The 18149-nt window shown below is 71.4% G+C and carries 15 protein-coding genes and 1 pseudogene; 8 read left to right on the top strand and 8 right to left on the bottom strand.

Annotation, left to right across the window (positions count from 1 at the left end; all coding sequences use genetic code 11):
• Window positions 1-13: 13 nt before the first annotated feature.
• Both ACIQHQ_RS12130 and ACIQHQ_RS12125 read left to right on the top strand, forming a co-directional pair.
• Window positions 14-688, top strand: coding sequence for a GDSL-type esterase/lipase family protein (locus ACIQHQ_RS12130; RefSeq protein WP_402611834.1), 675 nt, complete (start codon window positions 14-16; stop codon window positions 686-688).
• 146 nt (window positions 689-834) lie between these two features.
• The gene (locus ACIQHQ_RS12125; protein ID WP_402611833.1) at window positions 835-1827 is read left to right on the top strand and encodes an aldo/keto reductase; all 993 of its coding nucleotides are present in this window, start codon (window positions 835-837) and stop codon (window positions 1825-1827) included.
• A 213-nt stretch (window positions 1828-2040) separates the two neighbouring features.
• Here the strand turns inward: ACIQHQ_RS12125 and thpR are convergent, their stop codons facing one another.
• A complete protein-coding gene (gene thpR, locus ACIQHQ_RS12120; protein WP_402611832.1) occupies window positions 2041-2613 on the bottom strand; it encodes an RNA 2',3'-cyclic phosphodiesterase in 573 nt (190 codons plus the stop codon).
• A gap of 25 nt (window positions 2614-2638) precedes the next feature.
• Here thpR and ACIQHQ_RS12115 point away from each other — a divergent pair, with 25 nt between their 5' ends.
• Both ACIQHQ_RS12115 and ACIQHQ_RS12110 read left to right on the top strand, forming a co-directional pair.
• Window positions 2639-3160 carry a GNAT family N-acetyltransferase gene (locus ACIQHQ_RS12115; protein ID WP_402611831.1) on the top strand — a complete coding sequence of 174 codons (522 nt, stop codon included), beginning with the start codon at window positions 2639-2641 and terminating at the stop codon, window positions 3158-3160.
• A 98-nt stretch (window positions 3161-3258) separates the two neighbouring features.
• A complete protein-coding gene (locus ACIQHQ_RS12110) occupies window positions 3259-3846 on the top strand; it encodes a Uma2 family endonuclease (RefSeq protein WP_402611830.1) in 588 nt (195 codons plus the stop codon).
• Window positions 3847-3853: 7 nt separating this feature from the next.
• On the opposite strand, the gene ACIQHQ_RS12105 is transcribed toward ACIQHQ_RS12110, so the two are convergent.
• Both ACIQHQ_RS12105 and ACIQHQ_RS12100 read right to left on the bottom strand, forming a co-directional pair.
• Entirely contained in the window at window positions 3854-5227 is a 1374-nt protein-coding gene (locus ACIQHQ_RS12105; protein ID WP_402611829.1) for an MFS transporter, read from the bottom strand.
• Between the two features lie 27 nt (window positions 5228-5254).
• Window positions 5255-5692: a MarR family winged helix-turn-helix transcriptional regulator gene (locus tag ACIQHQ_RS12100; RefSeq protein WP_402611828.1), complete on the bottom strand. Its 438-nt coding sequence runs from the start codon at window positions 5690-5692 to the stop codon at window positions 5255-5257.
• A 149-nt stretch (window positions 5693-5841) separates the two neighbouring features.
• Between ACIQHQ_RS12100 and ACIQHQ_RS12095 the strand changes: the two are divergent.
• Window positions 5842-6021: pseudogene (locus ACIQHQ_RS12095) on the top strand (ribbon-helix-helix protein, CopG family); the annotation flags it as partial.
• A gap of 35 nt (window positions 6022-6056) precedes the next feature.
• Here the strand turns inward: ACIQHQ_RS12095 and ACIQHQ_RS12090 are convergent.
• Window positions 6057-7508, bottom strand: a complete 1452-nt coding sequence (locus tag ACIQHQ_RS12090) for an NCS2 family permease (RefSeq protein ID WP_402611827.1) — start codon at window positions 7506-7508, stop codon at window positions 6057-6059.
• A 116-nt stretch (window positions 7509-7624) separates the two neighbouring features.
• Here ACIQHQ_RS12090 and ACIQHQ_RS12085 point away from each other — a divergent pair, with 116 nt between their 5' ends.
• The 3 genes from ACIQHQ_RS12085 (at window position 7625) to ACIQHQ_RS12075 (ending at window position 11399) form a co-directional block, all read left to right on the top strand.
• Complete coding sequence (locus tag ACIQHQ_RS12085; RefSeq protein ID WP_402611826.1) at window positions 7625-7903, top strand: DUF2530 domain-containing protein; 279 nt, start codon at window positions 7625-7627, stop codon at window positions 7901-7903.
• A gap of 123 nt (window positions 7904-8026) precedes the next feature.
• On the top strand, window positions 8027-8872 hold the full coding sequence (locus ACIQHQ_RS12080; RefSeq protein ID WP_402611825.1) for a class I SAM-dependent methyltransferase: 846 nt from the start codon (window positions 8027-8029) through the stop codon (window positions 8870-8872).
• 133 nt (window positions 8873-9005) lie between these two features.
• A complete protein-coding gene (locus ACIQHQ_RS12075) occupies window positions 9006-11399 on the top strand; it encodes an HAD-IC family P-type ATPase (RefSeq protein ID WP_402611824.1) in 2394 nt (797 codons plus the stop codon).
• A 97-nt stretch (window positions 11400-11496) separates the two neighbouring features.
• Here ACIQHQ_RS12075 and ACIQHQ_RS12070 read toward each other — a convergent pair whose 3' ends face one another.
• The 4 genes from ACIQHQ_RS12070 to ACIQHQ_RS12055 form a co-directional block, all read right to left on the bottom strand.
• Complete coding sequence (locus ACIQHQ_RS12070; protein ID WP_402611823.1) at window positions 11497-12351, bottom strand: hypothetical protein; 855 nt, start codon at window positions 12349-12351, stop codon at window positions 11497-11499.
• Between the two features lie 224 nt (window positions 12352-12575).
• The gene (locus ACIQHQ_RS12065) at window positions 12576-13442 is read right to left on the bottom strand and encodes a DUF5707 domain-containing protein (RefSeq protein WP_402611822.1); all 867 of its coding nucleotides are present in this window, start codon (window positions 13440-13442) and stop codon (window positions 12576-12578) included.
• Window positions 13443-13613: 171 nt separating this feature from the next.
• Window positions 13614-16772, bottom strand: coding sequence for a sacsin N-terminal ATP-binding-like domain-containing protein (locus ACIQHQ_RS12060; RefSeq protein ID WP_402611821.1), 3159 nt, complete (start codon window positions 16770-16772; stop codon window positions 13614-13616).
• Window positions 16773-17210: 438 nt separating this feature from the next.
• A complete protein-coding gene (locus tag ACIQHQ_RS12055; protein ID WP_402611820.1) occupies window positions 17211-18137 on the bottom strand; it encodes a DUF3027 domain-containing protein in 927 nt (308 codons plus the stop codon).
• Between the last annotated feature and the right edge of the window lie 12 nt (window positions 18138-18149).

Here is an 18149-nt window from a genome sequence, read left to right as displayed (position 1 = left end):
TCATCATGAGCGGATGCTCAGGTTCATGCCCGTCGGTGACTCCATGACGATCGGAAGCACGGGCGAACACACATGGCGCTACCGGCTCTGGCAGCACCTGTGCCGTTCCCACGGCGGCTCCTTCACCCTCGTCGGGCCGCGCGAGACGCTCTACGACAAGCTGACCGAGGCGCCGGTGTCGTACGCCTACGCCGAACCGGACTTCCCGCGCGCCCACCTGGCCGGCTGGGGCGAGGGCTGGCAGCACATGGCGCCGCTGATCGGCGACGCGGTGCGCTCGTGCCGCGCGGACGTGCTCCTGGTCTCGCTCGGCCTGATCGACCTCGGCTTCTACACGAACGCCGAGCAGACCGCCGAGAACGTCCGGGCCTTCGCGGCCGAGGCGCGGGCGGCGAACCGGCGGGTGGGCATGGTGTGGCTGCCGGTCACCCCCAACGTGCGCGCCCGGTCGGACACGGCCTTCGCCGGCGAGGTCGCCCGCTTCAACGAACTCCTCGCCAAGACGGCAGCCGACCTCGACGAGCCCGGCTCCCCCGTCCTGGTGGCCTCGCCCCCGCTGTCATACGACGTCGCCACCGACACCTACGACGGCACCCACCCCAACGCGAGCGGCGAACACAAGATCGCGGCGGCCTTCGCGGAGGCGATGCACCAGAGCTGGAGCCTGGGCGGCCCCTACGAGGGGTAGCCCGTTCGTCCCTTGACCACGCCCGGTCGACGACCTGGAGGTCAACGAGCGGGTGCTGTGCTGCCGTACGGAGAACGTGGAGGAGAGCACCCTCGCGTGAGGACACGCTTGCCTGGAGCGCACTTCAAGACGTTGGCTTGGGCACCATGAAGTACACGCAGCTCGGACGCACGGGACTCAAGGTCAGCCGGCTCGTCCTCGGCACCATGAACTTCGGCCCGCAGACCGACGAGGCCGACAGCCACGCCATCATGGACGCGGCGCTGGACGCGGGCATCAACTTCGTCGACACCGCCAATGTGTACGGCTGGGGCGAGAACAAGGGCCGTACCGAAAGCATCATCGGCAACTGGTTCGCGAAGGGCGAGGGACGGCGCGACAAGGTCGTCCTCGCCACGAAGGTGTACGGCAACATGGGCGCCGACGGCCCGGCCTGGCCCAACCACGACAAGTTGTCCGCGGTCAACATCCGGCGGGCCGTGGACGCCAGCCTCAAGCGGCTCCAGACGGACCACATCGACGTCTACCAGTTCCACCACATCGACCGGGACACCCCCTTCGACGAGATCTGGCAGGCGATCGACGTCCTGATCCAGCAGGGCAAGATCCTCTACGCCGGGTCGTCGAACTTCCCCGGCTACAAGATCGCGCAGGCCAACGAGATCGCCGCCCGGCGCGGCGGGACCATCGGCCTGGTCAGCGAGCAGTGCCTCTACAACCTCGCCGAGCGACGCGCCGAGATGGAGGTCATCCCGGCGGCGCAGGAGTACGGCCTCGGCGTCATCCCGTGGTCCCCGCTGCACGGCGGGCTGCTGGGCGGCGTGATCAAGAAGGAGGTCGAGGGCGGCCGTCGCGCCTCCGGCCGCGCGGCCGACGCGCTCGCCGACGCCGGCACCCGCGCGCAGATCCAGTCCTACGAGGACCTCCTCGACAAGCACGGCATCGAGCCCGGCGAGGCCGCCCTGGCCTGGCTGCTCACCCGCCCCGGCGTGACCGGCCCGATCGTCGGTCCGCGCACGGCCGAGCAGCTGGCCTCAGCGGTCCGCGCGTCCGAGCTGGAACTGTCCGAGGAGCTCCTGACGGGCTTGGACGAGATCTTCCCGGGCCCGGGCCCGAGCCCGGAGGCCTTCGCCTGGTGAACCCCCCGTGAGGGGCCCGGGGCTGGTCCGACGTGCGGCTCCGCCGCGTGGGCGCGGCCAGCCCCCCAGCGGGCCCGCAGGCGGGAAACGGCCGTCCGCGGTTCCCCGCCGCCCTACCTTCCGAGCACGGAAGCCAGGGCGACGACGAGAAACATCAGCACGAGCACACCGGCCATGATCCGGTTGCGGGTTTTCGGGTCCACGGCACCGAGCCTAACCGGCGCCCCCGAGCGGCCAGCGACCGACCGCCTCGTACCGGGGCTGCTCCCCCGCCACCCCGGACGTCGGAAGGTTGCTCCGCACCAGGCACAGCTCGCGCACGGTCCAGGTCCGTCCCGTGAAGCCCGCGAGAACGTCCAGGAAGGCCCGCACGTCCCCCGCCGCCCGGTTCCGCGCCACGGTCAGATGGGCCTTGTACCGCCGGTGCTCCCCCATCGGCACCCCCGCTTTGCGCGCCGCGGCCTCGGCCCGCTCGGCCAGCAGCCGGAGGGTCGCCAGGTCCCCCTCGGCCCCGGCCCACAGCGCCTTCCCGTGCCCGAACTGTCCCCCGCCCCGCACCGCCAGCGGGAAAGGCTCGGTGCGGCGCGCGGCACGCTCCAGCCGCTCCGACAGCTCCGGGACGAGGCCGTCGTCGACCTCACCGTAGAAGGCGAGCGTGAAGTGCCAACCGGGACGGCCGGTCCAGCGCATGCCGTCGGCGCCGGGCAGGGCGCGCAACTCGTCGACCACCGCGCCGAGTTCACGGCACACCTCGTCGGGGGGCAGCACGGCCGCGAAGAGTCTCATGGGTCCAGCCTGGCACCATGAGGCCATGCGGATCACCATCCGGGACGGCGGGCCCGACGACATTCCCTCGATACTCGGCATGCTCGACAGCTGCGTGGAGTGGCTGGTCTCCCAGGGGCGCACGGGGCAGTGGGGGACGCGGCCGCTGTCCCAGAGCCGGAAGACGGTGGAGTCCGTCAGCCGGTACATGGCGGAGGGCAGGGTGTACATGGCCGATGTGGACGGCGTCCCCGCCGGCACCCTCACTCTCACCGGCTCGGCGGGCGCCTACCTGTCCCACCTCCCACAGCCCGGCGAACCCGAGCGCTACATCCACTGGCTGGCCTCCGACCGCCGCTTCAAGGGCCACGGCGTGGGCAGCGCCCTGCTGGCCCACGCCGCCGAGGAGACCCGCCGCGCCGGGATCTCCCTGCTCCGCGTCGACTGCTACGCCGGGGACGACGGCAAGCTCGTCCGCTACTACGAGGCCAACGGCTTCACCCGCACCGAGGCCTTCACGGTCGGCGAGGACGACTGGCCGGGGCAGTTGCTGGCCCGCCGGGTGTAGGCCCGCCTCACTGACCCGAGCGTGTCCAGGTCACCGTGCGTATCGTTGTACCGCGCGGCCGGCTCCATCGGCGGGTGCGGCCGGGGAGGAGCGCCACGATGACCGTCCTTGACGACAGGATCGAGATGGCCGACAGCAGCGGTGAACTCACCCTCGACACGATGTTCGAGTGGGTGGAGACGATGCCGGTCCCCGAGGGCTACAAGGTCGAGATCGTCGGGGGGAACATCTTCATGGCGCCTCAGCGGGACACCCACTGGGACATCATCGCGGACATCTACGACCAGCTGCGCAGCAAGTACCCGCGCAAGCGCGTGAAGTCCGACGTCCGTGTCGACTACCCGGGCCACCTCAACGGCTTCGCCTCCGACATCACCGTGATGACCCAGGGCGCGGCGAAGAACGACAAGGGCCTGTGGCGCTACCAGGACGTCGAGTTCGTCGCCGAGGTGATCTCCAAGAAGACCGGCGCCAACGACTACGGCCCGAAGAAGGACGCCTACGCCGCCGCCGGCGTGCCGGTGTACCTGATCGTGGATCCGTACACCGGCCGCTGGCATCTGCACACCAAGCCGAAGGACGGCGAGTACCGGGGCGAGCTGAGCCTGGACTTCGGGGACGAGATCGACCTGACGGGCACCGTGGTCGGCCTCGTCCTCACCACCGGCGAATTCCCCCGGGACTGATCGATCCCTACGCCGCCGGGGCCAGCTGGTCCTGCTCGCGGGGCACGAACCGCACCCGGGGATGGCCGCCGTACCAGCCGACCGAGAGGCGCAGATTGCCGACGCGGGCCAGGACCAGGCCGATGACGGCCGCTGCGATCGCCGCCACCGCGCCGCCCGCCGCGAGGCCGACCCGGGCGCCGTAGGTGTCGGTGATCCAGCCGACGATCGGGGCGCCGACCGGGGATCCGCCGAGGAAGATCATCATGTAGAGGGCCATGACGCGGCCGCGCATGGCCGGGTCCGTGGACATCTGGAGGCTGGTGTTCGTCGTGACGTTGACCGTCATGCCGAACAGGCCCAGCGGGATCATGAGCAGCGCGAACATCCACAGCTCGGGGGTCGTCGCCGCCACGATCTCCAGTGCGCCGAAGGCCATGGCCGCCATGATCAGCAGCCGCAGCCGGGCCGTGCCCCGCCGCGCGGCGAGCAGGGCGCCCGCGACCGAGCCGACCGCCATCAGCGTGTTGAACATGCTGTACGCACCGGCCCCCGCGTGGAACACGTCGTCCGCGAAGGCGGACAGGTAGACGGGGAAGTTGAAGGCGAACGTGCCGACGAAGCCGACCAGGACGATGGGCCAGATCAGCTCCGGACGGCCGGTGACGTAGCGCACGCCCTCCCGAAGCTGTCCCTTGCCCCGGGGGGCGCGCTCCACGGCGTGCAGTTCGCGGGCGCGCATCAGCAGCAGGCCGGTGAGCGGCGCGATGAAGGACAGGCCGTTGAAGAGGAACGCGTAGCCGGTGCCGACGCCGGTGATGAGCAGGCCCGCGACGGCGGGGCCGACCAGGCGGGCCGACTGGAAGTTCGCCGAGTTCAGGCTGACCGCGTTCTGCAGCTGCCCCGGGCCGACCAGCTCGGAGACGAAGGACTGCCGGGCCGGGTTGTCGACGACGGTCGCGAGACCGACCGCGAACGCGGCGAGGTACACGTGCCACACCTGGACGTGTCCGGTGAGCGTGAGGACGGCCAGGGCGATCGCGGTGAGTGCCATCGCCGACTGCGTCACGAGCAGCGCGGGCCGCTTGCGCAGCCGGTCGACGAGGACACCGCCGTAGAGGCCGAAGAGCAGCATCGGCAGGAACTGCAGCGCGGTCGTGATGCCGACGGCGGCGGAGGAGCCGGTGAGGCTGAGCACCAGCCAGTCCTGGGCGATGCGCTGCATCCAGGTGCCGATGTTGGAGACGACCTGCCCCATGAAGAACAGGCGGTAGTTCCGCACCTTCAGGGAGGAGAACATCGAGGACTTGCGGGCGGGCCGGGCGGCGGGTGTGCCGGAGGTGGGCGGGGAGTCGTGGGGATCAGGTGCGGGGGCGGAAGCTGCTCCGGGTCCCGAACTCAAAGGGTTCGCCTCCTTGCTGCATACGGCTTACAGGTGCGCGAGCTTCTCCAGCACGGGGGCGGCGGCGCGGAGTTTCGCCCACTCGTCCTCGTCGAGGTTCTCCACCAGCGTGGCCAGGAACGCGTTCCGCTTGGCGCGGCTCTCCTCGAGCATGGCCTCGGCCTGCTCGGTGCGTGTGACGACCTTCTGGCGGCGGTCCTCGGGGTGCGGCTCCAGCCGGACCAGCTCCTTGGCCTCCAGCAGCGCCACGATGCGGGTCATCGACGGCGGCTGGACGTGTTCCTTGCGGGCGAGCTCGCCCGGTGTGGCCTTGCCGCACAGGGACAGGGTGCCCAGCACCGACATCTCGGTGGGGCTGAGCGACTCGTCGACCCGCTGGTGCTTGAGCCGACGGGACAGCCGCATCACGGCGGATCGGAGGGAGTTCACGGCGGCTACGTCGTCGCCATGGTTGAGGTCCGGCATGTTCTTTAGCGTAACTCATTACTCTCGCTAAAGACCAGCGGTCAAGCAGAGGGCCGCCCGTGACACCCGCCACTAGAGCGTGACATCACTCATATGGGTGACAAAGCTGCGGAACGCGCCCCACCGTACCGAACGGTGCCGCGACCCTCATGGTCATGGGGACCAGTGTGCTCAGCCTGCGAATAGACCGCGACCTGCTCGAACGGCTCCGGCACCAGGCCGCGAAGAGGGGAATGAGCGTCCAGGACCATGTCGTCCGGACGCTCATTCGAGATGACTTCGACCAGCGGTTCCAGGCCGCCGTCGAGGAGACGGAGCGGTTCTACGGCTCCCCCGGCCCCGGCCCCGGCCCCGGTGACGAGGATCAGGTCAGACCCAGCGCCGGCATCAGGTAGTAGAACGCGAACACCGCCGACACGACGTACATCGCCACCGGCACCTCCCGGCCCCGCCCGGCCGCCAGCCGCAGCACCACGAAGGTGATGAAGCCCATACCGATGCCGTTGGTGATCGAGTAGGTGAACGGCATCATCAGCATCGTCACGAAGGCCGGGACGGCGATCGTGTAGTCCGCCCAGTCGATCTCCTTGACCGAGCCGGCCATGATCAGGAAGCCGACCGCGAGCAGCGCCGGCGTGGCCGCCTGGGACGGCACCATCGTGGCGACCGGTGTCAGGAAGAGGGCGACGGCGAAGAGGCCGCCGGTGACGACGTTCGCCAGACCCGTCCGGGCGCCCTCGCCCACACCCGCCGTCGACTCGACGAAGGCGGTCGTCGCGGAGGAGGAGCTGGCGCCGCCGGCGGCGACCGCGAGGCCGTCGACGAACAACACCTTGTTGATGCCGGGCATCTGCCCCTCGCCGTCGGTCAGCTTCGCCTCGTCGGAGACGCCCATGATGGTGCCCATCGCGTCGAAGAAGCACGACAGCAGCACGGTGAAGACGAAGAGCACCCCGGTCAGCACGCCGACCTTCCCGAAGCCGCCGAACAGGCTGACCTGCCCGATCAGCCCGAAGTCGGGGGTGGCGACCGGGTTGCCGGGCCACTTCGGCGTGGTCAGGCCCCAGCTCGGCACCTTCGCCACCGCGTTGATGACGACCGCGAGGACCGTCATGGCGACGATCGAGATCAGGATCGCGCCGGAGACCTTGCGCACGATGAGCGCGAGGGTCAGCAGAACGCCCAGGACGAAGACGAGCACCGGCCAGCCGTTGAGGTGTCCGTCGCCGCCGAGCTGGAGCGGGACGGTGGTCTGGGCGACGTCCGGGATGCGGGAGACGAAGCCCGCGTCGACGAGCCCGATCAGCATGATGAACAGGCCGATGCCGATGGCGATGGCCTTGCGCAGCCCGTAGGGCACGGCGTTCATGACGCGCTCGCGCAGGCCCGTGGCGACCAGCAGCATGACCACGAACCCGGCGAGGACCACCATGCCCATCGCGTCCGGCCAGGACATGCGAGGAGCGAGCTGGAGGGCTACGACGGAGTTCACGCCGAGGCCGGCGGCCAGCGCGATCGGGACGTTGCCGATGACGCCCATGAGGAGGGTGGTGAGCGCGGCGGTGAGGGCCGTCGCGGTGACCAGCTGACCGTTGTCGAGCTGGTGACCGTACATGTCCTTCGCGCTGCCGAGGATGATCGGGTTCAGCACGATGATGTAGGCCATCGCGAAGAAGGTGGCGAGACCGCCCCGGACCTCGCGGGACAGGGTGCTGCCCCGCTCGGAGATCCGGAAGAAGCGGTCGAGCGCGCCGTACGTGGGCCCGGCTCCCGGCTGTTCAGGGGCGGGGACCTTGGCGGGAGCCGAGGAGGACATGTGTTGGTGTTTCCTACGAAGAGAAGTGGACAGACGCAAACCGTTTCAGTATGAACGTATAAGGCGACGATCAGCCATCTCCGCGCGTAGACCTGATCGCCTCGTAAGCTGTCCCCATGGCGAAATGGACCCCCCGACACGAGGCGCCGGAGCCCCTGGAGGGCCCCGTGGTCGCCACCATCACCGGCGGCACGATCCTGTGGTTCGTCCTCTTCCTGGTCCAGCTTCCCTTCTACGGCTGGTTCGACGACCACGGCCACAGCTGGTGGGTGTGGACCTGTCTGGCCGGCGCCGGGCTGGGACTGATCGGTATCTGGTACGTCCGCAGGCGTGAGGCCGCGATCAAGCGGGTGGCGTCCGCCGAGAACCTGACGGCGACGCCCGAGGCCCCCTAGGCGCCTTCCTGCCTTCTCTCCGGCGAGACACGCCTTCGCCCCCTCCCTACGCTCGTATAAGGCGGCGAAACGCTCGAGAACCGTCGGCGCGAAACCGCCGCCCGACCGGTGAGGAGCGCAGCGATGACGATGCATGACAGCGCGGCCGAGGCCGACCGTGCCCTGAAGTCCAGGCACCGGGCGATGTGGGCTCAGGGCGACTACCCGTCACTGGCCGCCGAGGTCATCCCGGATCTGGGGGCGGTCCTTGTCGAGGCGTGCGGGGTGCGCTCCGGCCGGCGGGTGCTGGACGTGGGAGCCGGTTCCGGCAACGCCGCGATCCCGGCGGCCCTGGCCGGCGCGGACGTGGTGGCCTGCGACCTGACCCCGGAGCTCTTCGAAGCCGGCCGCCGGGCGGCCGGGAAGCAGGGTGCGCACCTCACCTGGCAGGAGGCCGACGCCGAGGCCCTGCCCTTCGGTGACGCGGAGTTCGACACCGTCATGTCCTGCGTGGGCGTCATGTTCGCCCCGCACCACCAGCGGGCCGCCGACGAACTCGTCCGGGTCTGCCGTCCGGGCGGCACCATCGGGCTGCTCAGCTGGACGCCGCAGGGCTTCATCGGCCGGATGTTCGCCGCGATGAAGCCATACGCGCCACCGCCCCCGCCCGGAGCCCAGCCGCCCCCGCTGTGGGGGGACGAGGACCATGTGCGCGCCCTCCTCGGCGACCGGGTCACGGACGTCGCCGCCGAGCGCCGCACGGTGCGGGTCGACCGCTTCGGGACGCCCGAGATGTTCCGCGACTACTTCAAGGAGCGTTACGGCCCGACCATCAGCGTCTACAAGAACATCGCCGGTGAGCCCGAACGCGTCGCCGCCCTGGACGGCGCCCTCGTGGACCTGGCCCGCGACGGCGACCTCGGCACGGGCGCGGACGGGACGGTCATGGAGTGGGAGTACCTGCTGTGCACCGCACGCCGGGCGGGCTGACACCGGGGTGCGGCACCGGGGTCCGGGGGCCCACAACTGCCGTACGACCACGGCACGAAGTCCGTCGTTCCCAGGTCGGATCTTCGCCGCATTCAGCGGGTGAAGCGGTGAGACCGCACGTACCGTCGAATGCATGACGCATCTCGACACGGGTGCCCGGACCGACTCCGCACGGCCGGCCACGGTCACCTCCCGCGAGACCGGCCTGACCGGGGCTCAGGTCCTCGAGCGGGTGGAGCGCGGCCAGGTCAACGACGTGCCGGTGCGCAGCAGCCGGTCCACCGTCGACATCGTCCGTGCGAACGTCTTCACCCGCTTCAACGCGATCATCGGCGTGTTGTGGCTGATCATGCTGGTGGTCGCGCCGATCCAGGACAGCCTGTTCGGGTTCGTGATCCTCGCGAACACCGGCATCGGGATCGTCCAGGAGTGGCGGGCGAAGAAGACGCTGGACTCGCTCGCGCTGATCGGCGAGGTGCGGCCGACCGTCCGCCGGGACGGGGCCGCCGCGCAGGTCAGCACGTCCGAGATCGTGCTGGACGACCTGATCGAGATCGGGCCGGGCGACAAGATCGTCGTCGACGGCATCTGTGTCGAGGCCGACGGGCTGGAGATCGACGAGTCGCTGCTCACCGGCGAGGCCGACCCGGTCGTCAAGCATCCGGGCGACCACGTCATGTCAGGCAGCTTCGTGGTCGCGGGCGGCGGCGCCTTCCAGGCGACGAAGGTCGGCCGGGAGGCCTACGCCGCCCAGCTCGCCGAAGAGGCCTCGCGCTTCACCCTCGTCCAGTCCGAGCTGCGGTCGGGCATCTCCACGATCCTCAAGTACGTCACGTGGATGATGGTCCCGACCGCGATCGGCCTGGTCATCAGCCAGCTGGTCGTGAAGGAGAACGCCTTCGACGACTCGGTCGCCCGCACCGTCGGCGGCATCGTCCCGATGGTCCCCGAGGGGCTGGTCCTGCTCACCTCGGTCGCCTTCGCCATCGGCGTGATCCGCCTCGGCCGCAAGCAGTGCCTGGTGCAGGAGCTGCCCGCCATCGAAGGGCTGGCCCGGGTCGACACCGTCTGCCTCGACAAGACCGGCACCCTCACCGAGGGCGGCATGGACGTCACCGAGCTGCGGCCGCTCCAGGGTGCCGACGAGACGTACGTGCGCAAGGTGCTCGGCGCGCTCGGCGAGTCGGACCCGCGACCGAACGCCTCTCTGAAGGCGATCATCGACACCTACCCGGCGGTCGAGGACTGGCGCTGCACCGAGGCCCTGCCGTTCTCCTCGGCACGCAAGTACAGCGGCGCCGCGTTCAGCGAGGGCGACGGGCAGTCGAGCCGATGGCTGCTGGGCGCGCCCGACGTGCTGCTGGCGGAGGACGATCCGGCCCTCGCCGAGACCGGTCGGCTGAACGAACAGGGCCTCAGGGTGCTGCTGCTCGCCCGGGTCCCACGGGACCTGGACGATCCCGACGTGACGACGGGGGCGAAGCCCACCGCCCTGGTCGTGCTGGAGCAGCGGCTGCGGCCGGACGCCGCCGACACCCTGCGCTACTTCGCCGACCAGGACGTCCGGGCCAAGATCATCTCCGGCGACAACGCGGTGTCGGTCGGCGCGGTCGCCGCCAAGCTCGGGCTGTCCGGCACCACCGTCGATGCGCGCCGGCTGCCCGCCGAGCAGGAAGGGATGGCCGACGCCCTCGACGACGGCACGGTGTTCGGGCGGGTCACCCCGCAGCAGAAGCGGAACATGGTGGGGGCGCTCCAGTCCCGCGGGCACACGGTCGCGATGACCGGTGACGGGGTGAACGACGTGCTCGCCCTGAAGGACGCCGACATCGGTGTGGCGATGGGCTCCGGCTCGGAGGCGACCCGGGCGGTCGCCCAGATCGTGCTGCTGAACAACAGCTTCGCGACGCTGCCGTCGGTGGTGGCCGAGGGGCGCCGGGTCATCGGCAACATCACCCGCGTGGCGACCCTGTTCCTCGTCAAGACGGTCTACTCGGTGCTGCTCGCCGTGCTGGTGGTGTGCTCGCAGGTGGAGTACCCCTTCCTGCCGCGCCACCTGACCCTGCTGTCGACGCTGACCATCGGCATCCCGGCGTTCTTCCTGGCGCTCGCGCCCAACAAGGAACGCGCGAGGCCGAACTTCGTACGGCGGGTCATGCGGTACGCGATCCCGGGCGGGGCCGTGGCCGCGGCGGCGACCTTCGCGACGTATCTGATCGCCCGGGAGCACTACACGGGCGCGGGGGCGCTGGACGCGGAGACGAGTGCGGCGACGCTCACGCTGTTCGTCGTCTCGATGTGGGTGCTGGCGATCATCGCCCGGCCCTACACCTGGTGGCGTGTCGCCCTCGTCGCGTCCATGGCCGGGGCGTTCCTGCTGGTGCTGGTGGTGCCGTGGTTGCAGCACTTCTTCGCGCTGAAGCTGGTCGGGATGACGATCCCGTGGATCGCGGTCGGCATCGCGGCGGTGGCGGCGGCCGCCCTTGAGCTCCTGTGGAGGTGGGTGGACCGCCGCTTTCCCGCTTAGCGCCCGGCTCGGGCCGTGAGGAGGTCCGCCGAGTTCCGTCCGCGAGCCGTACGCGGCCGGTCGGCGCAGTTCCCCGCGCCCCGCCGCGAGGCGCGCCTTACTTCACGTCGACGTAGTCGCCCGTGGCGTTGACGGCCGGGGTGGTCGTCGTGCCGGCGAAGCTGAAGCGCCAGTAGCCGTCGTACTGTGCGGTGGCCGTGGCCTTCAGGTTGCCGTAACCGTCGGAGTACACCGTCTTGACCGTGGTGTACGTGCTGGTGCCCGCCTTGCGGAACTGGAGCTTGACCGGCTGGTTGGTGTAGCCGCGGTAGACGTTGTCCTCCCAGTTGGCGCGGGAGAGCTTGCCGGTGGACGTGATGGTCTTGCCCTTGTAGACGGGCTCGGGGCCCGCGTTGACCGTCAGCTTGGAGTAGCGCTGGACCTTGGTGGTGCCCAGGCCGCCCTGCGTCTTCTCGGCGCCGTCGCTGGTGACGGCGAGGGCGCCGGCGCCCCAGGTGCCGGCGTCGGAGTTGAACAGGTCGCCGTCGGCCGGGCGGATGTTGATGACGCCCTTGCAGTTGAGGACCGTCGACGAGGCGGCGGTGCAGGTGGCCGGATCGTCGCTGATCAGGACGTTGTCGGCGGTGTCGAGCGAGGAGCCGTGGTAGATCAGCGGGCCCGTGGCGAAGTGGTCGGAGCTGGTGTCGAGGTCCGCGGCGTGGGTCACGGTGAAGGTGACGGGCACGCTCACCATGTTGGTGGTGCCGACGACGATGTTCTTTCCGCTGTTCACCTTCATGTTGGAGAAGGTGACGTCGAGGGTCGAGGCGGTGGTGCCCGTGCCCGCGTCGGCCGCGGCGGAGCTGAACGCCTGCTTGCCGGACGGGGCGTCGGCGGCCTGCGCGGCCGGAACGACGAGGGCGGAAAGGGCCAGGGCGCCGGCGACGGCGGCCACGGTGGCTCGGATGTGCATGTGTTTCCCCAGGGGGAGAAGTGATCTCGGAGTCTGTTGACTCACGCGATCAGATTCACGAACCCCTTCCAGGGTTGTACGGCGCGCGGCCCGGGTTTGCCGTCTCATCCGCAACGTTTGACGCGCCCGTGGCATCCGCACGGCGGGGAGACGGCGCCGCCGGCCCCGGCATGGCTCCGGGACCGGCGGTGTCCGTCGTCGCGCGGACGGTCGTGCGGACGGTGTTACTGCACGTCGACGAAGTCACCCGTGGCGTTGACCGCCGGAGTGGTCGTGGTGCCCGCGAAGGAGTAGCGGAAGTAGCCGTCCGCCGAGGCGGTGACGGTGGTCTTCAGCTCGCCCGTGGAGTTGGACGTGATGGTCTTCACCGTGGTGTAGGTGTCGCTGCCCTTCTTGCGGAACTGCAGCTTCACCGACTGGTTGGTGTAGCCGTGGTACTTGTTGTCGTCCCAGTTGGCGCGGGACAGCTTGCCGGTGACCGTGATGGTCTTGCCCTTCTTCACCGGCTCCGGCGAGGCGTTGACCGTCAGCTTGGAGGCCCGCTGGACCTTGGCCGTCTTGAAGGCCTCGCGGATCTCGTAGTCGCCGTCGTTACCGGCGGCACCGGCCCACACCTTCCAGGTACCGGCCAGGATGTTGCTGTAGATGTTGTCGTTCGGGTCGGCGATCAGCGTGACCTTGCAGGTGGCGGTGGTCGCGCTGGTGTTGGTGCAGGTGCCGACCTGCTCGTCGTCCAGGTTCTCCGGCGCGATCGCGCCGTCGGCGTTCTCGGTGTCCGGGCCGTGCCACAGCATCGCGAAGGCGTCCTGGACGCCTTCCGGGTCGGTGGCCGTCACGGAGACGGTGAAGGACTTCTTGGCGGTCGTGCCGACCACGATGTTCTTGCCGGCGTTGACGGTCACGCCCGTGATCTTGGTGTCGCCCAGGGACTCGTCCGCCGGAGCGGCGGCATTGAACGGCGTGGCCTTCGAGGTGGACGGGACCAGCGACGCCAGGTTCGGCGTCTGGTTGTCCGCCTGCGCGGCCGGCACGGCGAGGGCGGAGAGGGCCAGGGCGCCGGTGACGGCGGCCACGGTGGCTCGGATACGCATGCGTTCTCCAGGTGGAGAGGGGCCCCGGTGCTCGTCGTCGGCTCTCGGGGCCCAAGTGATCGTGGAGTCTGTTGACTCACGTGATCAGATAACTCAGCAGTGCACATGGTTGTACGACAGGTGAAAAATATGTGCGGGACTTTTCACCAACGGCCCTACGTCACCGCCGACTCAGTCGAACCACCGGTCCCGTGCCAGCTCCTCGGTCCGTGACGGGTCCTCCAGCAGCGCCCCCACCTCGAACCGCCGCGGCCACTGTCCCGCCGCCCAGGCGAGCCCCGCGGCGACGCCCTCCAGCGTGGCCGCGTGCAGGACGCCGTCGTCGGTGAGCCGCCAGTCGATCTCCACGCCGTCGACGACGAGTTCCTCGTGCTCGACGTAGGAGGACGGTGTCCGCCGGCCCAGCAGCACCCGCACGGGCTCCGGTACGTCGTGTTCGGTGCCCTCGGAGGTGATCTCCCCGGTGACGGACTCGCTCAGCCGCCGCACCTGGAACAGTTCGGCCAGTTCGGCGGCGCGTGACGGCGGTACGGGAAGCAGCGGGACGCCCTCGGTGAACGGCAGCAGGTCGGGTGAGTCGCACACCACGGCGTCGGCCGCGTCCACGACCTCCACCCGGCCGTCGGTGACGGCCCGCAGGTCGTCCGGCAGGGTCACCTGCTCGGGGTCCAGATCGGCCAGCGCCCCGTACAGGGCGTGCAGCTGAGCGCCCGTCACCTCCCGCTCGGGGTCGGCGAGCCGGTCGAGCAGCTCGGCGGCACCGCCGGGCTCGCCCAGCAGGGCGGCGACGGAGGTGCGCACCCCCAGGGCCCGCAGCACCTGTTCGTCCTCGAACCCGGTCGCGTCGGCCTCGTCGTAGAGCCCGCGCAGCAGCGGGTCTCCGCCGGCGGCCCGCAGACCGGCCGGGCGACGGCCGTCGAGCACCGGGTTCCCGCGCAGCCACCAGGCGGTGTACGGCCGGACGACCTCGTGCGTGCCCTCCGGCAGCAGGATCCGCACGGGCTGCACGATCGCGTCCCGCAGGGGCGGCCGGGACAGCAGCGCGAGCGCCTGCGCCCACTTGTCCTCGTCGACCAGGTCCAGGTCCCGTACGGCGAGGATCTCGGTGGCGACCGGCGGCACCGGGCTGTCCGGGAAGCGGTCGAGGATGTCCTCGCACCACACGTCGACGGCGTCCAGCAGGCCCGCGTCGTCCGGCTCGGCGAAGTCGCCCTCGCGGGGCTCCAGTTCGTCGGGGTCGAGGACGACGTCGGTGGCGCGGACGACCGCGAAGTCCACCAGGACCCCGCAGGCGGCCAGCGGCTGCTCGCCCCACTTGGCGGCCAGTTCGCCGTCCACAAAGGCGAGTTCGCCCTCGCGCATGACCTGGGCGAAGGGACCGCCGGGGTAGACCAGTTCGCAGGCCGGGGCCGGTTCGCCGTCCTCGTCGGGCAGGGCGAGCGCGCCGAGCCAGGGCTCGTCACCGGGCTCGAGGCCGGCGTCCCGCACCAGCGCGAGCACGGTGTCGGCCAGTTCTTCGGCGTCGAGGACGTCCTCTTCCCAGTTCACGCCTCCCTCGTCGTCCAGGGACGCGGCGACGGCGGTCCGGACCTGCGGGGTGGTGAGGACGGCCCGGGGGGTGGCGGGCAGGGCGCCGAGCTTCTCCAGGATCGGATGGGCCGCGTCCGGGTGGGCGACCTTCAGGCCGAGCCGGGCCAGCACCTCGGGGTCGATCCGGGCGGCCTCCGCGCCGGGCAGGAGCACCTGCCGGGGCCCGATGGCCGTCCGGCCTCCCCCGGTGCCGAAAGCCTGGGAGGTGCTCCCGGCCAGCGGAACCGGAAGCCCCGACAGCCGCTCCGGATCGATCCCGGCCAGGCTGTCGTAGAGCCGCCGCCACCAGCCCGGTTCCTTCTCCAGCCCGGCCAGCCGGTCGATCGCGTCGGTCAGCGGGACCCGGGCGACGCCCAGGGTCCGCAGCTCGGCGCGGCGCTCCAGCCCGGCGGGCAGCAGGGTGGGCAGCACCTCGGCGAGCACCCGCACGGTGTCCGCGCCCGCGCCCTCGACGACCTCGGCGTCCCGGGGCCGCAGCGATTCCGGCAGGTCGTTGCCCTCGCGGGGTGGCAGGGCGGGCGGGAGGAACGCGGTCCGCGGCAGCCGCTCCAGGATCGCCCGGCGCAGGGCGCCCTCCAGTTCGCCCTTGCCGAGCGGCCCGGGCACGAGGTCGATGATCCCGGAGGTCACCGGGCGCCAGTCGCCGAGGAGTTCGGCGTAGGCGTCGGCCGCGCGCTGGACCAGGAAGTCGGTCAGCGGGCCGGGGGCGGCGTGCCGGCGTGTGGAGTCCAGCGGGAACGAGGCGATGAGCAGGGCCGGGACCCCGAGCGGCTCGTCGCTCGGAGTGGGGGCGTGCACGACCGGGCTGGTGCGGGGGCGGGCCGGGCTGCCGTCGCGGTCCACGGGCACGGCCCAGGTGACGGACCAGTGGGGCCGCAGCCGCTCCTCGACGGGCCGGTCGGCGAGCAGGTCGGGGGTGAGGGGGCCGTGGGCGGCGGCGCTGCGCCAGTGGGTGACGCCGTGGGCGGAGTCGTCGACGACGGTGAAGGGCCCGTCGGTCCGGCGGGTGAGGGTCCGCGGGTTCTCCCCGTTGATCTCGACGACCAGCTCTTCGAGTCCGGGAAGGGTGAGCAGCAGCGCGTCGTCGACGGCCCGCAGGAGCCGCTCGGCGAGGTCGGCGGCGGCCGCGTCCCGCAGCGGCAGGATGACGGCGGTGTCGTACGGGTCGGGGGCGGTGCCCTCGGCGGCGTGGGGCAGCCGCAGCAGGGGCACGTGCCCGTCCCGCCGCCGGACCTCGTCCCCGAGGCCGGGGCTGTGCCGGGCGGTCTCGGCGGCCAGGGCCCTGGCCTCGGCCAGCGACCACCGCACGCCGCCGTGCCGGCCGACGACGGCGGGCTCGTCGGTGACGGAGAGGACGGCGGCGAACCCGACGCCGAACCGCCCCACGGAGGACGTGTCCCCGGAGTCCCTCTTGGCCGACGCCCGCAGGGTGGACAGCGACTCGACCCCGGCCGCGTCCAGCGGGGCTCCGGTGTTGGCGGCGACGAGCACCCCGTCCCGCAGGGTGAGCCGCAGCCGGCCGGGCACCGCGGCCCGGGCCGCCGCGTCGGCCGCGTTCTGGGCGAGTTCCACGACGAGCCGGTCCCGGTAGCCGCCGAGTACCAGGTCCTCCTCGGCGTTGGCGTCCTCGCGGAACCGGGCGGGGCTGGTGGCCCAGGCGTCGAGGACACCGCGCCGCAGACGGGCGGTACCGAACGGATCGGCCCCCTCGGCGGCGGGCCGCACGAACTTGCTGCTCACGTTCCGTTCCTTCTCCTCGTGGACGTGAGGACGAAGGTACCGCCTGGGGAGCACCCACCGTGCGCCTGCCCGGCGCGGGCGACCGGGACCGGAGCGACCCCAGGGTCAGGCGGGCCGCAGGCGGCTACGCGGCCGGGCGGGCCGCAGGGACCGGAGCGACCCCGGAGCAGGACGGGCCGCAGGCGGTATGAGTGACCCCGCAGCCAGGCGGACCGCAGGAACCGAAGCAACCCCGCAGCCGGGCGAACCGCAGGCGGCTACGAATGACCCCGGAGCAGGGCGGGCCCCAGGCGGTATGAGTGACCCCGCAGCCGGACGGGCCGCAGGAACCGAAGCAACCCCGCAGCCGGGCGGACCGCAGGAACCGCCGGAGCAACCCCGCAGCCGGGCGGACCGCAGGAACCGGTGCAACCCCGCCGCCGGACGGGCCGCAGGCGGCTACGAGTGACCCAGCTCCTCCGTGTCGGCGTCCGTGGTCGGTGTCACCGAGCCCGAGTCCGCGGACGGGCGCAGCGGGAAGGGGTCGACCCGGGTCTCGTCGATGACCGGGGCGGCGGGCTGGGGCGGCCGGGGCATGACCGCGGCCTCGGAGTGGCCGCCGCAGCCGTAGGCGAGGGAGACCAGGCGGCCGTCGGCCGGGGAGAACTCGTTGGCGCAGGCACCGAAGGCCTGGCCGAGGGAGCCGCCGATGGGGACGAGGAAGCCGCAGCTGACGCACGCCGCGGGGGCCGCCTGGGCCATGGGTGTCTTGGGCCCGAACGCCTCCTCCCAGCGGTCGGCCGCGGTGTGCAGACCGTAGCGGGACAGGACGCGGGCCCGGCGCATGCCCAGTTCCTCGGCGACCGCCGGGATCGAACCGCGCAGGGGCGGGACCGTGTAGCCGGCCGGGGAATCCGCGGTGAGGTCCGCGTCCTCCGCCTCCACCAGGTCGGCCATCTCGTGCGAGACGGGGGACTTCGGCGCCGGCTCGTCCTCGCCCGTGTAGCCCGGCTCCAGACGCAGGTCCTCGGCATCGGTGGGCAGCAGATCGCCCGGCCCCATGTCGCCGGGGCGCAGCCGCTCGCTCCACGGCACCCACTCGGGCGCGAGCACCGCGTCGGGGCCGGGCAGCAGCGCCGCCTCGTCCACCGTGACGATCTTCGCCCGGGAGGCCCGGGCCACCGTCACGGCCCAGCGCCAGCCCCGGTACCCGAGCTCGCGGCATTCGAAGAAGTGGGTGACAACGCGGTCCCCCTCGGAGATCAGCCCCACGTGTTCCCCGACGATTCCTGGCGCCGCCGCCTCCTCGGCTGCGGCGCGTGCGAGGTCGACGGCCTCGGCGCACAGACGGTCGGGGGTGCGGCTTCGCGTTGTCGCTGCGCTCACAGGTATCGCTTC

Source organism: Streptomyces sp. NPDC092370 (assembly GCF_044755265.1).
Taxonomy (GTDB): Bacteria; Actinomycetota; Actinomycetes; order Streptomycetales; family Streptomycetaceae; genus Streptomyces.
The sequence above is the reverse complement of the archived record's forward strand: the minus strand, read 5'-3'. Positions and strand labels throughout refer to the sequence as shown.

What these genes read in the sequence shown, in the direction of transcription:
- ACIQHQ_RS12085 (WP_402611826.1), top strand. Translation starts at nt 7,625, where the DNA reads ATGGCGAAATGGACCCCCCGACACGAGGCGCCGGAGCCCCTGGAGGGC.
- ACIQHQ_RS12080 (WP_402611825.1), top strand. Translation starts at nt 8,027, where the DNA reads ATGACGATGCATGACAGCGCGGCCGAGGCCGACCGTGCCCTGAAGTCC.
- thpR (WP_402611832.1), bottom strand. Translation starts at nt 2,613, where the DNA reads ATGAGACTCTTCGCGGCCGTGCTGCCCCCCGACGAGGTGTGCCGTGAA.
- ACIQHQ_RS12090 (WP_402611827.1), bottom strand. Translation starts at nt 7,508, where the DNA reads ATGTCCTCCTCGGCTCCCGCCAAGGTCCCCGCCCCTGAACAGCCGGGA.
- ACIQHQ_RS12110 (WP_402611830.1), top strand. Translation starts at nt 3,259, where the DNA reads ATGACCGTCCTTGACGACAGGATCGAGATGGCCGACAGCAGCGGTGAA.
- ACIQHQ_RS12115 (WP_402611831.1), top strand. Translation starts at nt 2,639, where the DNA reads ATGCGGATCACCATCCGGGACGGCGGGCCCGACGACATTCCCTCGATA.
- ACIQHQ_RS12130 (WP_402611834.1), top strand. Translation starts at nt 14, where the DNA reads ATGCTCAGGTTCATGCCCGTCGGTGACTCCATGACGATCGGAAGCACG.
- ACIQHQ_RS12075 (WP_402611824.1), top strand. Translation starts at nt 9,006, where the DNA reads ATGACGCATCTCGACACGGGTGCCCGGACCGACTCCGCACGGCCGGCC.
- ACIQHQ_RS12070 (WP_402611823.1), bottom strand. Translation starts at nt 12,351, where the DNA reads ATGCACATCCGAGCCACCGTGGCCGCCGTCGCCGGCGCCCTGGCCCTT.
- ACIQHQ_RS12125 (WP_402611833.1), top strand. Translation starts at nt 835, where the DNA reads ATGAAGTACACGCAGCTCGGACGCACGGGACTCAAGGTCAGCCGGCTC.
- ACIQHQ_RS12100 (WP_402611828.1), bottom strand. Translation starts at nt 5,692, where the DNA reads ATGCCGGACCTCAACCATGGCGACGACGTAGCCGCCGTGAACTCCCTC.
- ACIQHQ_RS12065 (WP_402611822.1), bottom strand. Translation starts at nt 13,442, where the DNA reads ATGCGTATCCGAGCCACCGTGGCCGCCGTCACCGGCGCCCTGGCCCTC.